At 70.2% G+C, this 18849-nt stretch carries 15 protein-coding genes; 9 read left to right on the top strand and 6 right to left on the bottom strand.

Going from position 1 to position 18849, the window contains the following annotated elements:
* Positions 1-101: 101 nt before the first annotated feature.
* The 4 genes from WMF44_RS27685 to WMF44_RS27670 form a co-directional block, all read right to left on the bottom strand.
* On the bottom strand, positions 102-815 hold the full coding sequence (locus WMF44_RS27685; protein ID WP_437293040.1) for a hypothetical protein: 714 nt from the start codon (positions 813-815) through the stop codon (positions 102-104).
* 446 nt (positions 816-1261) lie between these two features.
* Positions 1262-1552 carry a hypothetical protein gene (locus WMF44_RS27680; RefSeq protein ID WP_437293039.1) on the bottom strand — a complete coding sequence of 97 codons (291 nt, stop codon included), beginning with the start codon at positions 1550-1552 and terminating at the stop codon, positions 1262-1264.
* 31 nt (positions 1553-1583) lie between these two features.
* Positions 1584-2399, bottom strand: coding sequence for an RNA polymerase sigma factor (locus WMF44_RS27675; protein WP_437301621.1), 816 nt, complete (start codon positions 2397-2399; stop codon positions 1584-1586).
* A gap of 246 nt (positions 2400-2645) precedes the next feature.
* Positions 2646-3653, bottom strand: a complete 1008-nt coding sequence (locus tag WMF44_RS27670) for an RNA polymerase sigma factor (protein WP_437293038.1) — start codon at positions 3651-3653, stop codon at positions 2646-2648.
* A gap of 430 nt (positions 3654-4083) precedes the next feature.
* Between WMF44_RS27670 and WMF44_RS27665 the strand changes: the two genes are divergently transcribed.
* The 7 genes from WMF44_RS27665 to WMF44_RS27635 all read left to right on the top strand — a co-directional run bounded on the left by WMF44_RS27665 (position 4084) and on the right by WMF44_RS27635 (position 12929).
* Positions 4084-5175, top strand: a complete 1092-nt coding sequence (locus tag WMF44_RS27665; protein ID WP_437293037.1) for a PEGA domain-containing protein — start codon at positions 4084-4086, stop codon at positions 5173-5175.
* Positions 5176-5237: 62 nt separating this feature from the next.
* Positions 5238-6803, top strand: a complete 1566-nt coding sequence (locus WMF44_RS27660; RefSeq protein ID WP_437293036.1) for a hypothetical protein — start codon at positions 5238-5240, stop codon at positions 6801-6803.
* 36 nt (positions 6804-6839) lie between these two features.
* The gene (locus tag WMF44_RS27655) at positions 6840-8429 is read left to right on the top strand and encodes a hypothetical protein (RefSeq protein ID WP_437293035.1); all 1590 of its coding nucleotides are present in this window, start codon (positions 6840-6842) and stop codon (positions 8427-8429) included.
* A gap of 882 nt (positions 8430-9311) precedes the next feature.
* Positions 9312-9962: a hypothetical protein gene (locus WMF44_RS27650; RefSeq protein ID WP_437293034.1), complete on the top strand. Its 651-nt coding sequence runs from the start codon at positions 9312-9314 to the stop codon at positions 9960-9962.
* The gene (locus WMF44_RS27645; RefSeq protein WP_437293033.1) at positions 9959-10597 is read left to right on the top strand and encodes a hypothetical protein; all 639 of its coding nucleotides are present in this window, start codon (positions 9959-9961) and stop codon (positions 10595-10597) included. Before WMF44_RS27650 ends, WMF44_RS27645 begins: the two co-directional genes overlap by 4 nt.
* Before the next feature lie 517 nt (positions 10598-11114).
* Positions 11115-11693 carry a hypothetical protein gene (locus WMF44_RS27640; RefSeq protein ID WP_437293032.1) on the top strand — a complete coding sequence of 193 codons (579 nt, stop codon included), beginning with the start codon at positions 11115-11117 and terminating at the stop codon, positions 11691-11693.
* A 252-nt stretch (positions 11694-11945) separates the two neighbouring features.
* On the top strand, positions 11946-12929 hold the full coding sequence (locus tag WMF44_RS27635) for a serine/threonine-protein kinase (RefSeq protein WP_437293031.1): 984 nt from the start codon (positions 11946-11948) through the stop codon (positions 12927-12929).
* A gap of 135 nt (positions 12930-13064) precedes the next feature.
* On the opposite strand, the gene WMF44_RS27630 is transcribed toward WMF44_RS27635, so the two are convergent.
* Entirely contained in the window at positions 13065-14309 is a 1245-nt protein-coding gene (locus WMF44_RS27630) for a serine/threonine-protein kinase (protein WP_437293030.1), read from the bottom strand.
* Positions 14310-14640: 331 nt separating this feature from the next.
* Positions 14641-16164 (bottom strand): serine/threonine protein kinase, encoded by a 1524-nt coding sequence (locus WMF44_RS27625; RefSeq protein ID WP_437293029.1) that lies wholly within the window; start codon positions 16162-16164, stop codon positions 14641-14643.
* A gap of 269 nt (positions 16165-16433) precedes the next feature.
* Between WMF44_RS27625 and WMF44_RS27620 the strand changes: the two genes are divergently transcribed.
* Together WMF44_RS27620 and WMF44_RS27615 are read left to right on the top strand one after the other, a co-directional pair.
* On the top strand, positions 16434-17759 hold the full coding sequence (locus tag WMF44_RS27620; RefSeq protein WP_437293028.1) for a flavohemoglobin expression-modulating QEGLA motif protein: 1326 nt from the start codon (positions 16434-16436) through the stop codon (positions 17757-17759).
* A gap of 158 nt (positions 17760-17917) precedes the next feature.
* Positions 17918-18598 carry a hypothetical protein gene (locus tag WMF44_RS27615; protein ID WP_437293027.1) on the top strand — a complete coding sequence of 227 codons (681 nt, stop codon included), beginning with the start codon at positions 17918-17920 and terminating at the stop codon, positions 18596-18598.
* Positions 18599-18849: the final 251 nt, after the last annotated feature.

The raw sequence follows: 18849 nt of genomic DNA, 5'->3' as shown, positions 1-18849 counted from the left end.
CGGGAGCAGGAAGAACGCCCAGTCATACCAGCGGCTGACGATGTACGCTTCGCTGCCCGGTGAGGCGAGGAGCGCAGGAGACGCGGGCTCGGCTCGGGCGCTCATGCCGCACGCTCGACCGCCGCGGGCCGCGGCTCCGGAGCTGCCTGCGAGAAGCCGATCGTCCACCCCTGCACGCCGAGATGGTCGACGAGCGAGAGCAGGAAGAGATTCACGCCGAGCATCTCCATCGACTCCTCGACGAAATCGATGAGCCCATAGACGAGGTTGTTGCTCCCGGCCTGTTCGGTCCAGTACCCGAGCGGCAGCTCGAGGACGAGCGCGCCGGTGACATAGATGCAGCCCGAGAGCAAGAACCGGTTCCTGGTGCCGCGCGGGAGGTGCGCGAGGAACCTGAGGTACGCGACCGCGAACGCCGCCACCACGACGGCCGCCGGGATCACCCAGCTGAAGTAGAGGACCCCGCCCAGATCGAACCAGGAGCTCGCCGCTTCATGGATCTGCACGACCTCGTCGAACGAGATGTAGAGGAACGCGGCGGCGAGCCCCCACCAGTGCTTCACGAACCGGCCCTCGCGGCGGGCACCGGCGGCGATCGCCGCGAGGGTGAGAGCGCACGTGAACAGCAGACACGATGTGTACCACGTGGGCACGTTGTGCTCGTAGCTCAGCGAGAGCAGCGGGACGACGCCGCTGCGGCTCCTCAAATTGAGGATCGGCTTGAGCACCTCGACGGCGAGCCCGGCGCTCGCGACGGCCGCCAACAAGGCGAACAGCGCGACCTGCAGCCTGGCTCTGGCGAGGGTGATCTGCATCGACAAGGAACAGCTACACGACTGCGTGAGTCGCGGTCAATGTGCCTAGCACCGGTGTTGCAGCGCAGGTGCGCCCATGGCGAACGGGCTCAAGCGCGCTCGCACGCCTTCGCGAGGCCATCAACGGCACAACACCGCTTGCGCAAGAGTGACACCGTTGTTCGTCCTCACGGTAGCCGCTACCCCGCCGTGCTGGCCGCCATCGTGGCCAGGTATACGGGCGCAAAGCACAACGTCAGGCACGCTGGCGGCAACGCAAATCGCAGGTACATGAGCGCACATCGCCCCCCCATGCAGGGATTGTCTGAAGGAGCAGTCGCATCGCCGCTCATCGACGGCTCAACAATCGGCAGCTCGGCCGCCCGCCGGCGGTGTCTCCTGTGCGGGTGACCGCCGCTCTGCTGCGGCTCTGGATGGTGCAGAGGGGGGCGGAGACCGCTGTCGTACTAGGCGACAGGCGACGCGCCGTTGGGCGCTGGGCCGGACACCGCCGCGCCGGGCGGTGCAGCGCCGGACACCGCCGGTGCCGCCGTGTCCCGCGGCACGACCGGAGGCGCGGCGCCCGGCGACGCCGGCGGGCCAGCAGGGGCGCCGTCCTCCGGCGCCTCGGCGGTATCGCTCGACGACGCGGCGCGACCGCCGCGGCCCTTGTACAGCGACGGCGCGATCGTGTCGGCGTCCCCCTCGTTCCATCGGAGGTAGGCGATGGCCCGGCGTGTCTGATCGTAGGCGTGCACGAGCAGCGCGAGCCTGTCCAGCTGCCTGCCGCTAACCGGATCCGGTTTCCCGGGGCTGCCCAGCTGCCTGCCGGCAATCCGGTCCGGTTTCGCGAGGCTGCTCTTTCTCTCGCTGCTTCACCTTGCCACCCGGTCGCGTGTGAACCCGAGGCTTCGTGGTGCGCTCCTCCTCCGCAGCGAGGCGCCTCGCGAGCGCTTCCTGCGCGCCGTGGAGCGCTCTCGTGCGCCACTTGTACGCCGTGCTGAGGGGCACGTCTCTCGTCTCGGCGATGTCTCTCATGGGGATCTCGTAGAGGTCGCGCTGGACCAGCACCGAACGCAGCTCGAACGGCAGCTCCCGGACGAGTGATCTCAGCAGGCGCCGCCGCTCCGCTGTGAGCAGGAGCTCGAGGGCGGTCGCGCTCTCGCCGGCCTCGCTCAGCTCCACGGGATCCGTGATGACCTCGTGCCGCCGAGAAGCCTTCGCGTGGTAACGTGCAGCCAGGTTCACCGCGAGGCCGTTCAGCCACCGCCCGATCGGGCCACGCGAGGGGTCATAGTTGCCGAAGCTCATGACAGCCGCCAGGAAGACATCCTGGCTCAGGTCGTGCCGATCGCGCTCGGGCACACGGAGCCGCGCGAGCCACCGGCGAACGCGCCGAATCGTTTCTCCCTGAAGGAGGCATTGGAACGCATGAGCCCGAGACGGGCTCGTGGCAGGCTTCACCTCGTTCCTCCGGGGTCCCGGCTGCGCTGCCGTCCGCTGCGCGGTGCGAGGCGCGCCGGATGCGCTCGAACGAACCGACCTGTCGTGCCGCGCCGGAGGAGCCGCCCCCTCGGCGAAGACGTGTGTTCTGATGGAATGCATCATCACCCCTCGCGAGGGCGGCGCCAGGAGCTCCATGGCTCGCCTCCAGGTGAAATGTGAATGCTCCGCGCGAACGCTCGTCCGCGCGCGGACACGATCGCTCCTCTGCGGGCGTCGCTCGGCGCGCGACGCCCTCTCAGGAGGCGCTCAATCCGCTACGACGAAGGCCGCGAACCACGGTGGTCCAGCGCCGCCTCCGTGACGAAGGCGCACGTCGTGTGCGCAGCGATGCCTATGGCGCGGTCATCACCTGAGCCCGGCCAGCTGCGCCTCGCGTTCACCCGCCAGGCGACCGCGCGGGAATCTCCGCCCGTGCTCCTCCAGCAGGCGTCGCGCCTCGACGAGCGACACGACATCACCGGCCGCCATGGCCGTCCGTGCGCGGGCGATCAGCTCCTGCTCGCGGGAGCTGATCCTCGGGCGGCGCTGCGCCGCTCGCCAGCCTGTCGGCGTGGCGGGGACGGCACCGGCCGTCACCACCCCATCCAGCGCCGGAGGGGCCATCACCGCCCCGTCCAGCGCACCGCTCACGCGCGCCGGCTCGGCGGGGTCCCGCGCGGCCTGTCCGGTCGCTGGCTCGGTCGTCCTCCTGGAGAGCAGGGGGGTCAAGCAGGGGCGGAGAGGCTCGACGGGCTTCATCGGTCCCACGGCCAGCGCGCCGAGCGCCGCGGCGCAGGCGACGGCGAAGCCTCGGGCCATCCAGCGCGCGGGAGCGCCTCGCCGCCAGGAACACCGCTCCAGGAGCCAGGGCGGGAACAGCGCGGCGCGCAGCCGGCGAGCGCCGCGGCCTCGTTGCCTCGCTTCCCAGCGGGCCGCCGCCTCTTCGAACTCCTCCCAGGCCCGGCGCAGCCGACTTCGTGCCGTCTCCAGCGGGATCTCCTGCTCTCGGGCGACGTCGGCGATCGGCCGCTCCAGGAGCTCGCACGCGATGAAAACCCCGCGGCACCGCTCGCCGATCTTCTCGATGAGCTGCCGCACCAGCGCCGCCTCCTGGCGAGCGATGGCGTGATCCTCGGGGCTCTCTCGCTCGTCGCAGAGCGCCGCCTCGTCGAGGCCCGTGAGCGCTTCCTCGCGCCTGCGCGACGCCCGCCGGTGATCGCGGGCCGTGTTCAGGACGACGCTGTCGCACCACGCGCTCGGGTTCCTTGCCGATCGGGCCTGCTCCCGCCGCTCCCAGAGCCGCACCATCGCGTCTTGCGCGACGTCATCGCGGTCCCGCTCGGGCACGCCAGCGTAGCTGATGAGCGATCTCACGCGGGCGGGTACAGGGCAGGTCGGCGTTGGTCGGTCCACGCTCCAGCAGACGATCCTAGCCCGGCCCGACGGTCAAAAAATCGACCGAGCCCTCGCAAGAGGCGCGGCGAGTGGCTCCACGGCGGGCGATCCCGAAGAGACGAGCCGGCGCTCGGTGAGGTCTCCTCCGCCGCCACACCTCCGCCCGCTTCGGATCTCAACGGATGCCGAGCAGGCGTGGGTGCGATGCTCGTTCCGTCCCCAAGGCGCTCCGAGCGGAGCCACGCATTGCATCATCATTGCTGAAATTCTCGTGCATCCGGTGGCTTGAGGACGATTTCTGATCATCGTGAGCTCACTGGACCACGAGGCGAAACTACGAGGCGGCTCGGCGGTCGTGGGGGAACCTGCGCGTTGACATGGGCTTGCGTGCAGGAGTATCCAGCGTGGCGTGCGCCATGCGCTCCTCTCCGTCTTGCCGTGCGTCTTTCTCGGCGTCGTCGCGGTGCTGGAGGGCGTGGCGAGCGCGCAGGCTCCCCATGGGCTTGCGGGGCCGCAGGAGACATCGACCGCGGAGGATCTGCTGCGCCGTGCTCGGCAGGCGCGCGACGCCAGGCGATGGGGCGAGGCCGAGGCGGCGTACGAGGCGGCGCTGAAGGCGGCCGACGCGGCGTGGACGACCGACGCGGAGCGCGCCGAGATCGCCGCGGAGCTCGGCCTGTGCGAGCTCGCGCTGGGCAGCTATCGAGACGCGGCAGACCACCTGGCGCAGAGCTTGAGACACCGCGGCGCGCTCCGCAGCCCGCTGGCGGAGCGGGCCGAAGAAGGATTGCTGAAGGCCGAGCGCCGGGTGGTGACGCTCTACCTGGGTGTGAGTCCACCGGACGCCGAGGTCTTCGTCGATGGCAAGGCGCTGGGTCGACGGGCGCCGACGTACGAGCTGTTCCTGGAGCCGGGGCAGCACACCGTGCGGGCGCGGCTGGACGGCCACGGCGAGGCGGTGGGCGCGTTCGACGGGCAGGCGGGCAAGACCAGCTCGCTGACCCTGAAGCTGCCTCGCGCGCCGGAGCGCGGCGCGCCGGGGGCGGCAGGCGCCGGCCCGGCGCGGCCGGCGGCCCCGTCGCCTCCTCCGGCAGCGCGGCGGGCGCTTCCGCTGACAGAGCTGCGGATCGGGGGCGCGGTGCTGGCGACGGCCGCGGTGGCGGCCGGCACGGTGTTCCTGCTGCGGGCCCATGTGATCGATGACGATGCCGCCGAGCGCGAGGTGGCGCTCCGCCGGCAAGGCTGGACGCCGACGACATGCTGGTGGCCGAACGCGCCCTCGGCGTGTGTGGAGATCCGCGACGACGTGGCGGAGCGGGATCTGTTCGCCACGCTTGGCAACGTGGCGCTGGCGACTGGCGCGGTGTTCGGGATCGCGACGGCGGGCTCCTTCCTTGCAGAGAAGTGGATCCTCGACGAGACGCCGGTCCGCGGGCGCGTGAAGGTGGTGCCGAGCACGACGGGAATGCAGGCCGGGTTCGTCCTTCAGGGCGTGTGGTGAGGCGAAGCGGAGCGATGGGGATGCGCGGGGGGCGACGTCGAGGAAGGCTGCGTTCGATCGCGATGATCGCGCTCGGCTGCGCGAGCGCCGCGGGGGGCGCCGGGTGTTATTATGCCGAGGATTGCGCGAGGACGTTCACGTGCCATCCGCTTCCCGGCGAGATGCCGCCCGTCCTGCCGGCGTCGCCGTGTGACGGCGATCCCGCGACGAGCCCGGCGAAGGACGGGTGCGGGGTGTTCGTCGCGCGGCGCGGGGACGACGCGAGCGACGGGACGAGGGAAGCGCCCGTCAGGACGCTGCGGCGCGCGGTGGAGCAGGCATCGAAGCCCGGGGGGACGCGGCGGGTGTACGCGTGCGCGGAGGACTTCGAGGAGGCGGTCACGCTGCCATCGGGCGTCGCGATCTGGGGCGGCCGGGACTGCGCCACGGCGGCGTGGACCTGGGGCGGCAAGGACCGCCTCACCGAGATCGCGCCGGGACCGGAGCGGGTGCCGCTCGTCGTGGAGGCGCGCGAGGAGAGCATGACGTCGGCGGTGTTCGGCGTGCGGCTCGTGGCGGCGGACGCGACGCGGCCGAGCGGGTCGGCCATCGGGATGATCGTGCGGGAGGGCGCCGCGGTGGACGTGGTGTCGAGCGAGATCCTGGCGGGGAACGGGGCCGATGGGGCGGATGGGGAGAGCGCTCCGCAAGCATGGCGGGCGCCGGACGGGGCGCCTGGCCATCCGGGCGCGCCCGGGTGCCTGGCGGACTGGACCGAGGGCGCTCCACCGGCGGTGACCGTGTGCGAGGACGGCATGAGGTCGATCGGCGGCGCGGGCGGTGATGGCGACGTCGATGCGGGCGGCGATGGCGAGCCAGGCGCACCGGCTCCGGGGCCGGGCTCGATGGAGGACGGCGAAGGGGAAACGGGCGGGCCGATGACCTGCACATCCGGCGAGAAGGGCGGCGCTGGGGAGGCCGGCGCGCACGGGGTCGGCGGCGGGACGGGCGTGGACGAGCCGCTCAAGTACGGAAGCATCAGCGCGCGCGGCTGGCAGGGTTTCTCGGGGCGGGACGGCCAGAACGGCGGGATCGGCCAGGGGGGCGGCGGCGGGGGCGGCGTCGGAACGAACGGGCAGTGCCGCCCTGTGGATCCGCAAGGCGGACCATCCGGCGGCTCGGGCGGGGGCGGCGGCTGCGGGGGGCGCGGTGGCCGAGGTGGCGGCTACGGAGGCGGTAGCTTCGGGATCATCGCCCTGCATGCGCACGTCCTGGTGGACAAGACCGCCATCATCACCGGCAATGGGGGTCGCGGCGGCCACGGAGGGCAGGGGCAGGAGGGAGGCCGGGGCAGAGCGGGCGGCGCCGCGGGAGCGAACTCCACCGGCACCAGCTACTCTGCCTGTGCAGGAGGGCCTGGCGGCGCTGGAGGCGACGGCGGTCATGGCGGCGGAGGGCTTGGAGGCGTGTCCATCGTCATTGCACGCGTGGACAGCAGCGTTGACCTCACGGAGAGCGCGATGTGGGCCTGGGGAGAAGCCGGTGCTGGTGGCGTCGGAGGCGATCCGACCATGAAAGAAGCCTGGGGGGAGCCCGGCACGATTGCCCAGCTCTGGGACTTCCCCGAGCTGGTCGTGCCGCCCCAATGAGATGGCTCACGCGGGGATGAACAGGAAACGAAGAACATGAAGTTCACAGCCACTGCATGGGTCCTTCTGCTGTCCTCTCCCGCCGCCCTGGGGTGTGAAGCGGAGACGTCCACCCCGCCGTGCGCGGAGGGCGGCACCTGCGACGCAGACCCCTCGGCCGAGCCCTCGGAGGAGACGTGTCTCGAGAGCCTCGCCGCGCGGCGCGTGCAAGACCGCTGCGGGGTGTTCGTGAGCGCTCTCTGGGGGGACGACGGCAATCCCGGCACGAAGGAGGAGCCGGTGAAGACGCTCGCCCATGCGATCGCGATCGCGCCGCGCGCACGGGGGCGGGTGATCGTCTGCAACGAGAATTACTTCGAGGCCATCACCCTGCCCTCGGGCATTGACCTGTTGGGTGGCTACGATTGCTTCGGGACCAGGCCATGGTGGAAGCACCACACGGAGAGGATGACCAACTTCTTGGTAACGCTCCGACCACCGTTGGACAACGCCGTCCCGATCACCGTGGTAGCAGCGCAGGGCGACGGCGAGGTGGCGAACGACGGCGTATCCACGATCGTGGACATGAATGTGCTGCAGGAGTGGAGATTGGGGCTGGGCCTCTCGTCCATCGCGATGAGGCTCCGGCCGGGCGCGGTCGTGGAGGTGCTCCGGAGCGTGATCCAGGCGGACGGTGCCGAGAAAGGCGAAGACGGCGAGGACGCGGGGTACTTTGCCCCACCGGCATCGTACGGGGAGATCGGCGCGATCGGCAGGGACGCTTGCTCGGCAGCGACGGTGGCCGGCGCGCCCGCCGTAAGGACCGTGTGCGGCGATCTGGTCTCGACGGGCGGCAAAGGGGGCGATGGCTATCCTGATCGCGGCGGCGATGCAGCGGACGGCAAGCCGCTGCCGACCCCGAATCCCGGGGACGCGGGCCTGGGCGGCGTGGGCGCAAAGGACGGCGCCACATGCGATGACGGCCGCCGTGGAGAAGACGGCGCGGCGGGCGCGCCAGGCGCCGCTGGCCAGGGTGGACGCCTCACGGAGGCCGGTTGGGAAGGCGTGCCGGGCAGCCAGGGCGGCACGGGAGCGCCCGGCCAGGGGGGCGGCGGCGGCGGCGGGGCGCCGGGCGGTCGGAGCGCCTGCGGCAACGCGGCGCTGGGCGGCGCGTCGGGCGGCTCGGGCGGTGGTGGCGGGTGCGGCGGCACGGGCGGCAAGGGCGGCGGCGGGGGCGGCGCGAGCATCGCGATCTTCGCCCATGCGGGCAGCAAGCTGACCCTCCGGGAAACGCGCGTCATCACGGGCAGGGGCGGCGCCGGAGGCAGGGGGGGCGAAGGCCAGATGGGCGGGCAAGGCGTGCAAGGAGGCCCGCCGGGGCTGGATCCGCCCATGCTCGGCGAACACGCCTGCCGAGGCGGCTACGGCGGCTGGGGCGGCAAGGGCGGCTACGGCGGCGGGGGCTCCGGCGGGCCCTCGATCGGCATCGCCTATGCCGACGACGAGCAGCTCACCCTGGATCGCGTCACGTTCGAGATCGGCCCAGGGGGCCCGGGCGGCATCGCGGATGTGGACGACGAGACGCGCGACACGGCGAACCGAGGCAGCGACGGCTTCTCCGCCGAGACGATGCGCTTCTCGCCATAGCGATCCACCTGCGTCCAGGCGCGCTGCCGTCGCCACCTCGACAACGACGCCGAGATCCGTCCAGACGGTCACCAGCGCGGACGCCGCGGCCCTGGGGGCGTCGACGCACTCCGGCGAGCGCGCGCCGCGCGTACTCCGCCCAGGAGCGCAAACCTACTTTGGGAGTACGGGCACGGGGCGGGATGGCATCGCAAGGACATTTGCGTGTCCCAGATCACTACTGACGCCGCGCTTCAGCGAGAAAACCATAGCCAAGTTCGGAATGGACAAGGCGATCCATCTGCGTTTTGTGATTCACATCACTCACCATGCCTGTTCTGCGGTGCCGCTCGCCAGGACAGCGCCCGCGTCGGGTCCGGATGCAACGCCGCTTCCCTGGACGCGAGCGACCCGCGCATGGGCCATGCATCGCCGCCCGTCACGCGTGCGGGGCGCGGGACGTGAGCTTGCCCCCCAAAGGAGATTCGCATGAAGCGATTCGTTTTGCGCGCTGTGGTGCTCATGTTTGCTCTTTGCTCAATCGGAGGAAAGGAATGCACTCCCGGCATCGGAGCTTCTAGTCAAAACTCGGGCCTGCCTTTCTGTCATTCGGACCCGCCCATCTTCTGCGCCGCATATTGCTCTGGTTATGATAGCGTCACATTCAGGCCCGAGTGCTCGGACATCGGCGCCGACACGCTGGAGATCCTATTCGAGCTAAAGGTAATGAGTCTCTATCAGGAGCAACTAAACCAGGACATTCACCTGTGCACCCCAAGCCGATCCATTCACGTTCGTGACGCCGTGCCAGGTTGGCATCATTCCCCAGGAGTGGCCAAATCAGGACCATGAAGTTTGCCAGCCTGTACCCCCAGGCTGTCCGTTGTAGCCGTGAGATGCGCCATGACAATTCGTAGCTCGGTTGCACTCATACTCATTGCCGGCGTTGTCGGCGTCTTCATCGGACGCGCCGTGCCGCACGATGCACCAAACGCCCAAGCGGCGCCGAGCACATCATCCGCGCCTTCGGCCGCGACGCCTGCCGGCCATGACTGCAAGGCTGAACGCGCCGAAGTCGCATCGACCAAAGCGCAACTGGCTATCTGCATGGCATTCGATACGCGTTTTTTCGAGGCTGAACCGTCCGGCGTTCCCGAGCTATCCGAACCCACAGACCCGCAACGCAGGTCGAGAGCCGAGGAGATCCAGCGGAATCGCAAGCTCTTGAAGACCTATCCCGAGGCCGTGATCGTGCAACACCATGACGGGAGGACCGGTGTCTATCGATCCGACGAATGGCCCATCGACGGTGATGGAGTAATCGTCGCGAGAAAGTTACCAAGTGGAGACATCGGATGGTATTCTGGGCCCGATGCCGGACCACGTTCGGATCCTGCCGCATTCCACATCTTCTCCGCGTCGTCCGATTTCATGGAGCCCATCATCGAGACTGCGCCGGACGGAACGATCATGGTAAATGGCGAGCCCGCTGATCCTGTCGTGCAGCGCATGGTTGGCGGAAGGGTCAAGCCGAAGCAGGGAGATGCACCATGACGATTCATCGCTACATCGCCCTTGCGCTCGCACTCATGGCCGGCATCGCCGGCGCCGTCATCGGATACGAAGTGCCGCGCAATGCACCTAGAGCCCAAACGGTCGCGAGCGCATCACCCGCGCCTGACACGGCGCCCGCCGTCCATGACTGCAACGCTGAACGCACTGAGCTTGCCTCCACGAAGGTGCAACTGGCTATCTGCATGGCCACCAGCACACGGGCTCCCGCGACCGCGCCGCATGACGTCCCTGACGCATCTACCCCCAATCCTCAAGAATTTGAGTCTCCAGAGGTCAAGCGCAATCGTGAGCTGTTGGAGAGCGATGCCGAGGCTGTGATCGTCCGGCGCACGGATGGAACGATCGGCATCTATGAACCCGATGAATGGCCGGCCGACGGCGACGGACTGATTATTGGGCGAAAGTTTCCTGATCGACAGATCGGATGGTACTCCAGACCAGTTGCCGGGCCGCGTTCGGACGCTGCCGCATTCGGGCAACCCATTCCCCCAATCTTCCGGGGGACATCTATCGAGCTTGAGCCAGATGGAAAGATCTCAGTACGTGGAAAGCCTCCGCCGCCTTGGGTGACGCGCATGCTCGGCGGAAATGTTGATGAGCCGGCCGGAAACTGACTCTGAGGGCCAGGTGTCGCGTGGAGGCGTCGCCGCCGCACGCGTGAACAGCAGCGTTCACCGCACGGAGAGCGCTACCTGGACCTCCGGAGAAGCCGGCGCTGGTGGGCTCGGCGGCGGCGGCGATCCGAACGACAAGACAGCCAGGGAAATGAGCAGTCGGACCGCCTTCCTCTGGGATTTCCTTCCCCGCGCTGATTGTCCACGGGGTGATCGGAGCGATCGGCAAGGACGCTTGCTCGGCAGCAACCGTGGCCGGCGCGCCCGCCGTGACGACCGTGTGCGGCGACCTGGTGTCGACGGGCGGCAAAGGGGGCGACGGGACCCAGGACAGTGGTGGCGATGCCGAGGACGGCAAGCCGCTGCCGCCCCCGAACCCCAGGGATGCGGGCCTGGGCGGGGTGGGCGCGAAGGACGGCGCCCCGTGCGCGGATGGCCGTCGTGGGGATGACGGTGCGCCGGACGCGCCCGGCGCTGGCGGCCAGGGGGGCGCCTCACCGAGGCCGGGTGGGAAGGCGTGCCCGGCCGCCAGAGCGGCACGGGAGCGCCCGGCCAGGGGGGCGGGGGCGGCGGCGCGCCGGGCGGCCGGAGCGCCTGCGGCAACGCGGCGCTGGGCGGCGCGTCGGGCGGCTCGGGCGGCGGCGGCGGCTGCGGCGGCACGGGCGGCCGCGGCTGCGGCGCGGGCGGCGCGAGCATCGCGATCTTCGCCCACGCGGGCAGCAGACTGGCCCTGCGGGAAACGCGCGTCATCACGGGCCGGGGCGGCGCCGGAGGCAGGGGGGGTGAAGGCCGGACGGGCGGGCAAGGCGTGCAAGGAGGCCCGCCGGGGCGGGCGCCGGACCTGGGCGGCGAACACGCCTGCCGAGGCGGCTACGGCGGCTGGGGCGGCACGGGTGGCTACGGCGGCGGGGGCTCCGGCGGGCCCTCGATTGGCATCGCGTATGCCGATGACGAGCAACTCACCCTGGATCGCGTCACGTTCGAGATCGGCCCGGAGGGTTTGGGCGGCATCGCGGATGTGCTCGACGAGACGCGCGACAAGGCGAACCGAGGCAGCGACGGCTTCTCCGTCGAGATGATGCGCTTCTCGCGGTAGGTTCGCGCGCGGGAGCGCGGCGACCGGTTCCCCTGCCCGATCGGGAGAAGGGACGGCCTCTCGGGTGGAAGCGAGCGCCGCTTCCCGCTGCCCCAGGTTCGCCGCCCGAGGAGCCGTCGATGCCGGACACGGTGCGCTGCGGGGTCGTGCGTGACGGCGTTTGGACGAGCTCAGCGTGGTGTAGACAATGTCACACGGTCGAGTGAGCTCGTCGGAGCTGGTGGCCTTTCGCGCTCGCTCCTGGTGAACGGGATGGTACCCTCCGCCCGCTCGATGGACGACGAGGAGCTCGCGGCGCGGCGTATCGGCACCCAGATCGGGACCTGGACGGTGGAGCGCGTGCTCGGGGGCGGCGGGATGGCGAGCGTCTTCCTTGGCCGGCGCGCTGACGGCCAGGTCGCGGCGGTGAAGGTCCTGCACCCGTCGCTGAGCCAGATCGAGGAGCTCCGGAAGCGCTTCCTGCGCGAGGGCCCGATCGGCAGCGCCCTGGCGGCTGTCGGCCCGCTCTGCGAGGGGTTGCCGCTCGTGCTGGAGTCGGGCATCGCGGAGGACGGCGCCGCTTACCTTGCGATGGAGGTGCTCGAGGGCGAGACGGTCTTCGACCACATGGCCCGCGTGGGGACGCTCGCGGTGGGCTATGTGCTGGCGCTCGCCGAGCGGGTCCTCGATGTGCTGGTCGTGGCGCACGCGCACGGCGTCGTTCACCGGGACATCAAGCCCGAGAACCTGCATATCGGGAGCGATGGGCGGGTGAAGGTGCTCGATTTCGGGATCGCCCGCGTGCTCGATCCGCTTCCTTTCGGGATGGGGGAGCTGCCGGAGAAGACGGCCACGAAGACGGGCGTGGCGCTCGGCACGTGCGAGTACATGGCGCCGGAGCAGGCGAGGGGGATGGTCCGCGAGATCGACGGCCGGACCGACGTCTTCGGCCTGGGCGCCACGATGTTTCGGCTGCTCTCCGGTCGCGCGATCCACGGCCACGTGGCCGAGGCGCGCCTGCTCATCGCCGCGGCGACGGCGCGGGCGCCGTCGCTCGCGCAGTGCGCGCCGGACGTGCCCTCGGAGGTGTGCGACGTCGTGGATCGCGCCCTCGCGTTCGACAAGGTCGAGCGTTACCCGGACGCAGCGACGATGCGCGCCGACGTCCGCGCGGTGCGTGCGGGCCGCCTGCCGCCGTACGTCGTGGCCGTCGAGGAAGGGCGGATCCCGGCGGGGGCCCCGCTTCCTCGTCGCTGAGGGAGCCCACCTCGCGAAGGGCGCCGTGCGCGGCCGTGGCGCGCATCAGCGGCGGGGAGACCGAACCGACGCGGCTCATGGAGCTGCCGTCGAGCGACGAGCCTGCTCCCTCGATGTGGCCTTTCCACGTCTCTGTCAGCTGAGCAGGATGGCGATCAAGAGCGCGACGCTGAGCGAGAGCGATACGACGATGGACGCGATGAGCCACGGCCGCATCGCCGGCGAGGTCCACCTGGACGCGAGCGGTGTCGCGCTCGTCTGGCGCCCCGGAGCGCCGGGCTGCATCGCAACGGTCGGCTCGAGCTGCCTCGGCGCGCCCTCCATCGCCGCGATGGCCCCGTCGATGGCCGCGATCACATTCGTAGCCGTCGGATAGCGCTGGATCGGGTCTCGCTGGACGAGCCGCATCACGAGCGCCTCCACGTCGGGGCGGATACCCGATCCCGGAGCACGCTGGCGGAGCGGGGGCGCATCTTCGAGGAGCCGCTTCCGGAAGGAAGATTGGCCGTCGCTCGCGTCGAACGGGCTTCTCCCGGACAGCATTTCGTACATGATGATTCCAAGCGCATAAAGATCTGCGCGAGCATCGACGGCATCCATGCCGCGCACGGCCTCCGGCGCGAGATAACTGAGCGTGCCGAGGACCTGGTCGGCGGCGGTGAGGTCCTGGCCTTTGAGCGCGGCCTCGCGGCTTTCGGTGGACAGGAGCTCCACATTCACCTTGGCGAGGCCGAAATCGATGAGCTTCACCTGATCACGGGCGCCGAGGAGGATGTTCTGCGGCTTCACGTCGCGGTGCACGATCCCCTTCGCGTGCACCGCCTCCAGAGCCGACGCGATCTGCCGCGCGATGTGGAGCGCGCGTCGCGCGGGGAGCGGCGCCGAGGCGATCACGTCCTGGAGCGGGGTGCCCTCGACATACTCGAGGACGAGAAAATGCGATCGATCCGCGAGCTGGCCGAAGTCGCTTGCCGAGACCACGTTCGGATGCTGGATATGCGCTCCCGCGATCGCCTCGCGCTCGAACCGCGCCACGATCTGGGGGAGGTTCCGGGCGCCCGGCTGGAGTACTTTGATCGCGACCTGCTTGCGGAGGTGCACCTGCTCGCCGCGGTACACGGCGCCCATGCCGCCTTCCCCGATGAGCTCGTGGACGCGGTACCGCTCCGAGATCAAGCTCCCGATCAGCGCTGGCGCTCTGTCGTCTGAGCGCACCAGCGTCGGTGCGTCGTCCGACCACGGCCGCGCCGCGGTCTCGATTTCTTCCACCAGCGCCGAGCTTGTGAGCTCGACGACGGATGCGTCGCGTTGTCTCCCGAGCATCGGCACCGTGACGTCGTCGGTGCTCGAGCGCTCCTTGGGTGGGATTGTCCCTGGCATGCCGGGGAGTGTACACGCACAGAGGTGCTGAGAGCGGAGGAACCGCACCGCCGTCCGAGCGGACATCACGCTTAATCCACGCATCGCACGGGAAAACTGTGCAGTTTCGCGATGTTCGTGGATCTGGATCCATGCACCGGTATCAGCCTACAAGGATGTCCACAGTGCATCGAGCCGTGGCTCGCTGGTCGCCGCCCGCATCGCCGGAACCTCCAGCCCCGCCCCGAAGGCGCGATGAAGACGTCGGTGGCCAGCGATCGAAGAGCTGGGCGGCGGCGTGCTCTTCGGCACGCCGGCACGGTACGAGACAAGGCCGCCGCACCTCACAAAGCTATTGCCATTGAAGCTGGGAGGGGTGGTAGGCTTTGAGGCCGTCAATCGGGATGGGCCCGTCGGGGGTGCCGCTGCACACTTTGACGCCCTCGTCATTCGTGCGTACTGGATAGGCGTGTTTCAGCTTCGACGTGACGCAGAATGGATATTTCCCGTCTTTGATGAGGAGGCGATACTTGCTATCGGAGGCGGGCCGGCGCGTCGGTGGGGGGGCAGCGGTCGAGGATGGCGTGGATGGCGTGGATGGCGTGGATGGCGTGGATGGCGTGGATGGCGTGGATGGCGTGGATGGCGTGGATGGCGTGCTGGTAGTGGAAGACGTGGCCATCGTGCGAGCGCTGCCGCTCGCCTTGTCCTCTTGCGATGTCTCATCGTCCGCGCTCTCACGAGCGTCTTCGGCGGGGGCTCGCGAACGAACAACGAAGAAGACAGCGGCGAGGCAAACGGCGACGGCAAGCGAGCCGATCACTGCAATGATCAAGAATGGCGGATTCGAGCTCGCTCGTGGGCTGGTCGCAGCAGATCGAGGCGGCACCGGCACGACCATCGGCGCCTGCATCGCTTGGCCGGGAGCAGGAGCGACCATCGTCGGGCCATCGACGCTGATTGGAGACGACGCGTCGGCTCGGAACGACACCGGGGCTGGCGCGTGAGGGGTAGCCTTGGCGCCCAGGACCCGCTCGATGTCTTCGCGCATGGCGCGGGCCGTCGGATAGCGGCACGACAGATCGAAAGCGAGCGCGCGATCAACGATGGCGCAGACCTCTGGGCTGACAGAGGGGGCAACGGTGCGCAGGGCCGGCGCATGCTGCGTCGCCATCTTGATGAGGAGCTCGCTCTCCGTGGAGCCCTCGTGCACATGGCGTTTTGTCAGGATTCGAAACATCGTCGCGCCAACGGCGAAGACGTCGGTCCGCCCGTCGATCTGGCCACCCGTGATCTGTTCGGGCGACATGTAAGGTGTAGTCCCGAGCACCGCGCCGGTGCGTGTATGAACATTGGAGCCGCCCTGCTTCATCCGAGCGATCCCGAAGTCGAGGACCTTGACGCCGCCTGAAGAGGTCAAAAATAGATTGTCAGGCTTGATGTCTCGATGGACGATGCCGAGCCCGTGCGCGACGTCGAGCACCTCGAGCACGGTCGAGACGATGCGGAGCAGCTCGCGCTCCTCGATGCCGCCGGAGCCGCGGGCGCGCTTGCCGAGCGAGTCACCGTCGAGCAGCTCCATCACCAGGAACGGCGAGCCATCTTCGCTCGTATCGATGTCGAGGACATTGACGGCCGCGGGGTGGCCGAGCTGGTTTACCGCGAGCGCCTCTTGCTCGAACCTGGCTCGAAGCTCCTTCGAGACCGCGATCTCCGGATGGAGGATCTTGATCGCGCAGCGCCGGCCGATCCTGTGTGTCGCCTCGTAAACCGCGGCCATCCCGCCGACGCCGATGAGCGAATCGATGCGCCATTTGCCCCGGAGGACCGTCCCGATGCGTGCTGTACAGTGTGCTAGCTGGGGATCATCATTCATCGAGGTTCAGGCTCCAATGTATCCCGGAGGCGAGGAGCTGAACAACATGCTCGGCGTGGCCACGGGGAGCGCCGGCGCACGCCCTCGCGCTTGTCTCCCCGGCACAGGCCTGCTGGTTGCCGACAACACGTTGCCGGAGGCCTCCGGGGGCGCTTCGGCGCGCAACCGCTGCGCACGGGCGATCTCGGCAGAGCCCGCGGGCGCTGGCGAGCCGCGAGCGCCCGCGCCGGCGGCTTCCCGCGCCCCGCGGTTCGCGCGAGCATGGGGCCATGAGCATCGACCGCGCCGTGCTGGAGCAGCTCGATCGGGTCGGCGCCCGCCTCTCCGAGGGCAAGGCGCTCCGGCTGCTCGAGGACATCGCCTGGCCTCGCGAGGTCGAGGAGCGCTTCTTCGCCGCCGGCGAGGATCGCCTCCCCGAGATCGAGCGCCGCGTGGATCGCGACGGGCTCGCGCGGCGCATCGCCGAGCTGCGCGAGCTGCTCGGCTCGATCGACGGCGACGCGCCCGCGCTCGACTGGCTGCGGGACAACGTCCGCGCGCAGATCCAGGCCGCGGAGCTGCTCGAGGCGGCGGGGACCCGCGAGTTCTCCGAGCGGTCGCGGGCGCTCTACGGCGGCGCGCGCTCGCGGTTCTTCGGCGGCGAGGTCCGCAACATCGACCTCGCCGAGCACCTCACCGCGCGCCTGCGCGTCCACGGCTGGGACGAGGCCAGCGATCCCGACGAGGCGCCGCTCGACGCCGGCGCGCTCCGGGAGCTGCTCGCCGCCCGCGTCGCCGCGCGGAGGCCGCCGCTCGACATCGAGATCGTGCTCGACCCGAGGATCACGGCCAAGGTGGTGGCGGGCATGAGCCGCGTCCGCATCCGCCCCGAGGCCACGTTCGCGTCCTGGGAGGCCGAGGGGCTGTGGCACCACGAGGTGGAGACGCACGCGCTCACCGCGCACAACGGCGCGGCGCAGCCGCGGTGCGCGTTCCTGCGGTCGGGCGGCCCGCGCACGACGCGCACGCAGGAGGGGCTCGCGATCTTCGCCGAGCTGTACAGCCGCTCGCTCTCCATCGGCCGTCTCACCCGGCTCGCCGAGCGGGTGCGGCTCGTGGACATGGCCGAGCAGGGCGCGAGCTTCCTCGATCTCTACCGGTACCTGCGCGAGCGCGGCGCCGGGCGCCGCGACGCCTATTTCGACGCCCAGCGCGTCTGCCGCGGCGGGCTCGTCGAGGGCGGCGCGCCCTTCACGAAGGACGCCTGTTATCTGGCCGGCCTGCTCGAGGTCTACGCCTTCCTGGCCGCGGTCCTGCGCGGCGGCCTGCGCGACGAGGTGGAGCTGCTCGTCTGCGGCCGGATCGCGCTCGACGACATCGCTGTCCTGGCGGAGCTGCGCGCGGCCGGCGTGCTGGAGCGGCCGCGCTACCTGCCGGGCTGGCTGCGCGCCTGGCAGACGCTGCTGCCCTACTTCGCGTTCACCTCGTTCATGGATGGCATCGACCTCGGCCCGGTGGAGCGGCACTTCCAGGAGCTGCTCCGCGTGGCCGCCGAGGCGCGGCCGGTCGGGGACGGGGAGGGGAGCAAGCGTCGCGGCCGGCCGCGGGAGAGGTGAGCGCGCCGCGATCGCGGGCGCAAACCGGACGAGCGGGACAAGGCGGATGTCCCTGCGCCACGGTTGAGGTATGCCGCTCGCTGATGGGACGAGTCCATTCTTGCTTCGCGCATCCCAGCGCGCCCCCGGCGCGCGCGTCTTCCACTGCCGCGACCGCGGTGCGCCGCCGCCTCGTCGCGTTGGCGCTCGCCCTTGCCGGCGCGGCGCTCGCGTCGAGCGCGGCCGCGCAGGCGCCGGCGGAGGGCGCGGAGCGCGCGCCGCCCCCGCAGCTCGCGCCCTCCGCGCCCCCTGCCGCGCCGGCCGCGGAGGAGCTCCCGCCGCAGGCCATGTGGGAGGCGACGGTCGCTGCGTACGAGGCGAGGATCGAGGCGCTCAAGCACGAGGCGGACGCCGTCCACGATTTTGTTGAAGACGAAGACATGCGAGACGCCCGGGGGCGCCAGATCGAGCTGGAGATCGAGGCGACGAAGAGAGAGCTCCGCAACTTCATGGAGCGGACGACCGAGCGGAACAGCACGGTCATGATGGTCTCGGGGATCGTCCTCGCGGGCCTCGGAGCAGCCGCCCTCGTCACCGGCGCCGTGCTGATCACCGCGAAACACGACGAGGGCGCCACGAAGCACCGTGACACGTACACGGTGGCCGTGGCGACGGCGGCCGGGGGCGTGGCCGCCGTTGGCGTCGGCCTGCCGCTCTACGTGATCGGCAAGAAGCGGGTGCTGCGGCAGGGGCTCGATATGCGCGGGCTGGCCGCCGCGCGCCTCCTCGTCGGTCCGGGCGCCGTCGGCGGGTCGCCTGGAGCGATCCCCCTCGGCGTGGGGCTGCGCTTGACGTTCTGAGCGGTGGCTCGGCGCGCCCGTGCGAGCTCCTGCCGCTCGTGGAGCGGGGGGGAGAAGCAGACGTTGAATGAGGAGAGGAACGCTCCGCGAGGACAGCGCTCCTCCACAGACACAGAACGTGGGTGGTGGGGGAATTCCCCCACCCTGCCGGAATGACCGCCAAGAGACGCCAAGAGACGCCAAAAGACGCCAAGAAAACACAAAAATTTTGGCGTCTCTTGGCGTCTTTTGGCGGTTCAAAAGACCCCATT

It is taken from the genome of Sorangium sp. So ce426 (genome assembly GCF_051475585.1).
Lineage (GTDB): Bacteria > Myxococcota_A > Polyangia > Polyangiales > Polyangiaceae > Sorangium > Sorangium cellulosum_B.
Note: the sequence above shows the minus strand (reverse complement) of the source record. Positions and strands in the feature narration are given on the sequence as shown.

What these genes read in the sequence shown, in the direction of transcription:
- WMF44_RS27675 (WP_437301621.1), bottom strand. Translation starts at nt 2,399, where the DNA reads ATGCATTCCATCAGAACACACGTCTTCGCCGAGGGGGCGGCTCCTCCG.
- WMF44_RS27630 (WP_437293030.1), bottom strand. Translation starts at nt 14,309, where the DNA reads ATGCCAGGGACAATCCCACCCAAGGAGCGCTCGAGCACCGACGACGTC.
- WMF44_RS27620 (WP_437293028.1), top strand. Translation starts at nt 16,434, where the DNA reads ATGAGCATCGACCGCGCCGTGCTGGAGCAGCTCGATCGGGTCGGCGCC.
- WMF44_RS27655 (WP_437293035.1), top strand. Translation starts at nt 6,840, where the DNA reads ATGAAGTTCACAGCCACTGCATGGGTCCTTCTGCTGTCCTCTCCCGCC.
- WMF44_RS27645 (WP_437293033.1), top strand. Translation starts at nt 9,959, where the DNA reads ATGACGATTCATCGCTACATCGCCCTTGCGCTCGCACTCATGGCCGGC.
- WMF44_RS27650 (WP_437293034.1), top strand. Translation starts at nt 9,312, where the DNA reads ATGACAATTCGTAGCTCGGTTGCACTCATACTCATTGCCGGCGTTGTC.
- WMF44_RS27635 (WP_437293031.1), top strand. Translation starts at nt 11,946, where the DNA reads ATGGTACCCTCCGCCCGCTCGATGGACGACGAGGAGCTCGCGGCGCGG.
- WMF44_RS27685 (WP_437293040.1), bottom strand. Translation starts at nt 815, where the DNA reads ATGCAGATCACCCTCGCCAGAGCCAGGCTGCAGGTCGCGCTGTTCGCC.
- WMF44_RS27660 (WP_437293036.1), top strand. Translation starts at nt 5,238, where the DNA reads ATGATCGCGCTCGGCTGCGCGAGCGCCGCGGGGGGCGCCGGGTGTTAT.
- WMF44_RS27625 (WP_437293029.1), bottom strand. Translation starts at nt 16,164, where the DNA reads ATGAATGATGATCCCCAGCTAGCACACTGTACAGCACGCATCGGGACG.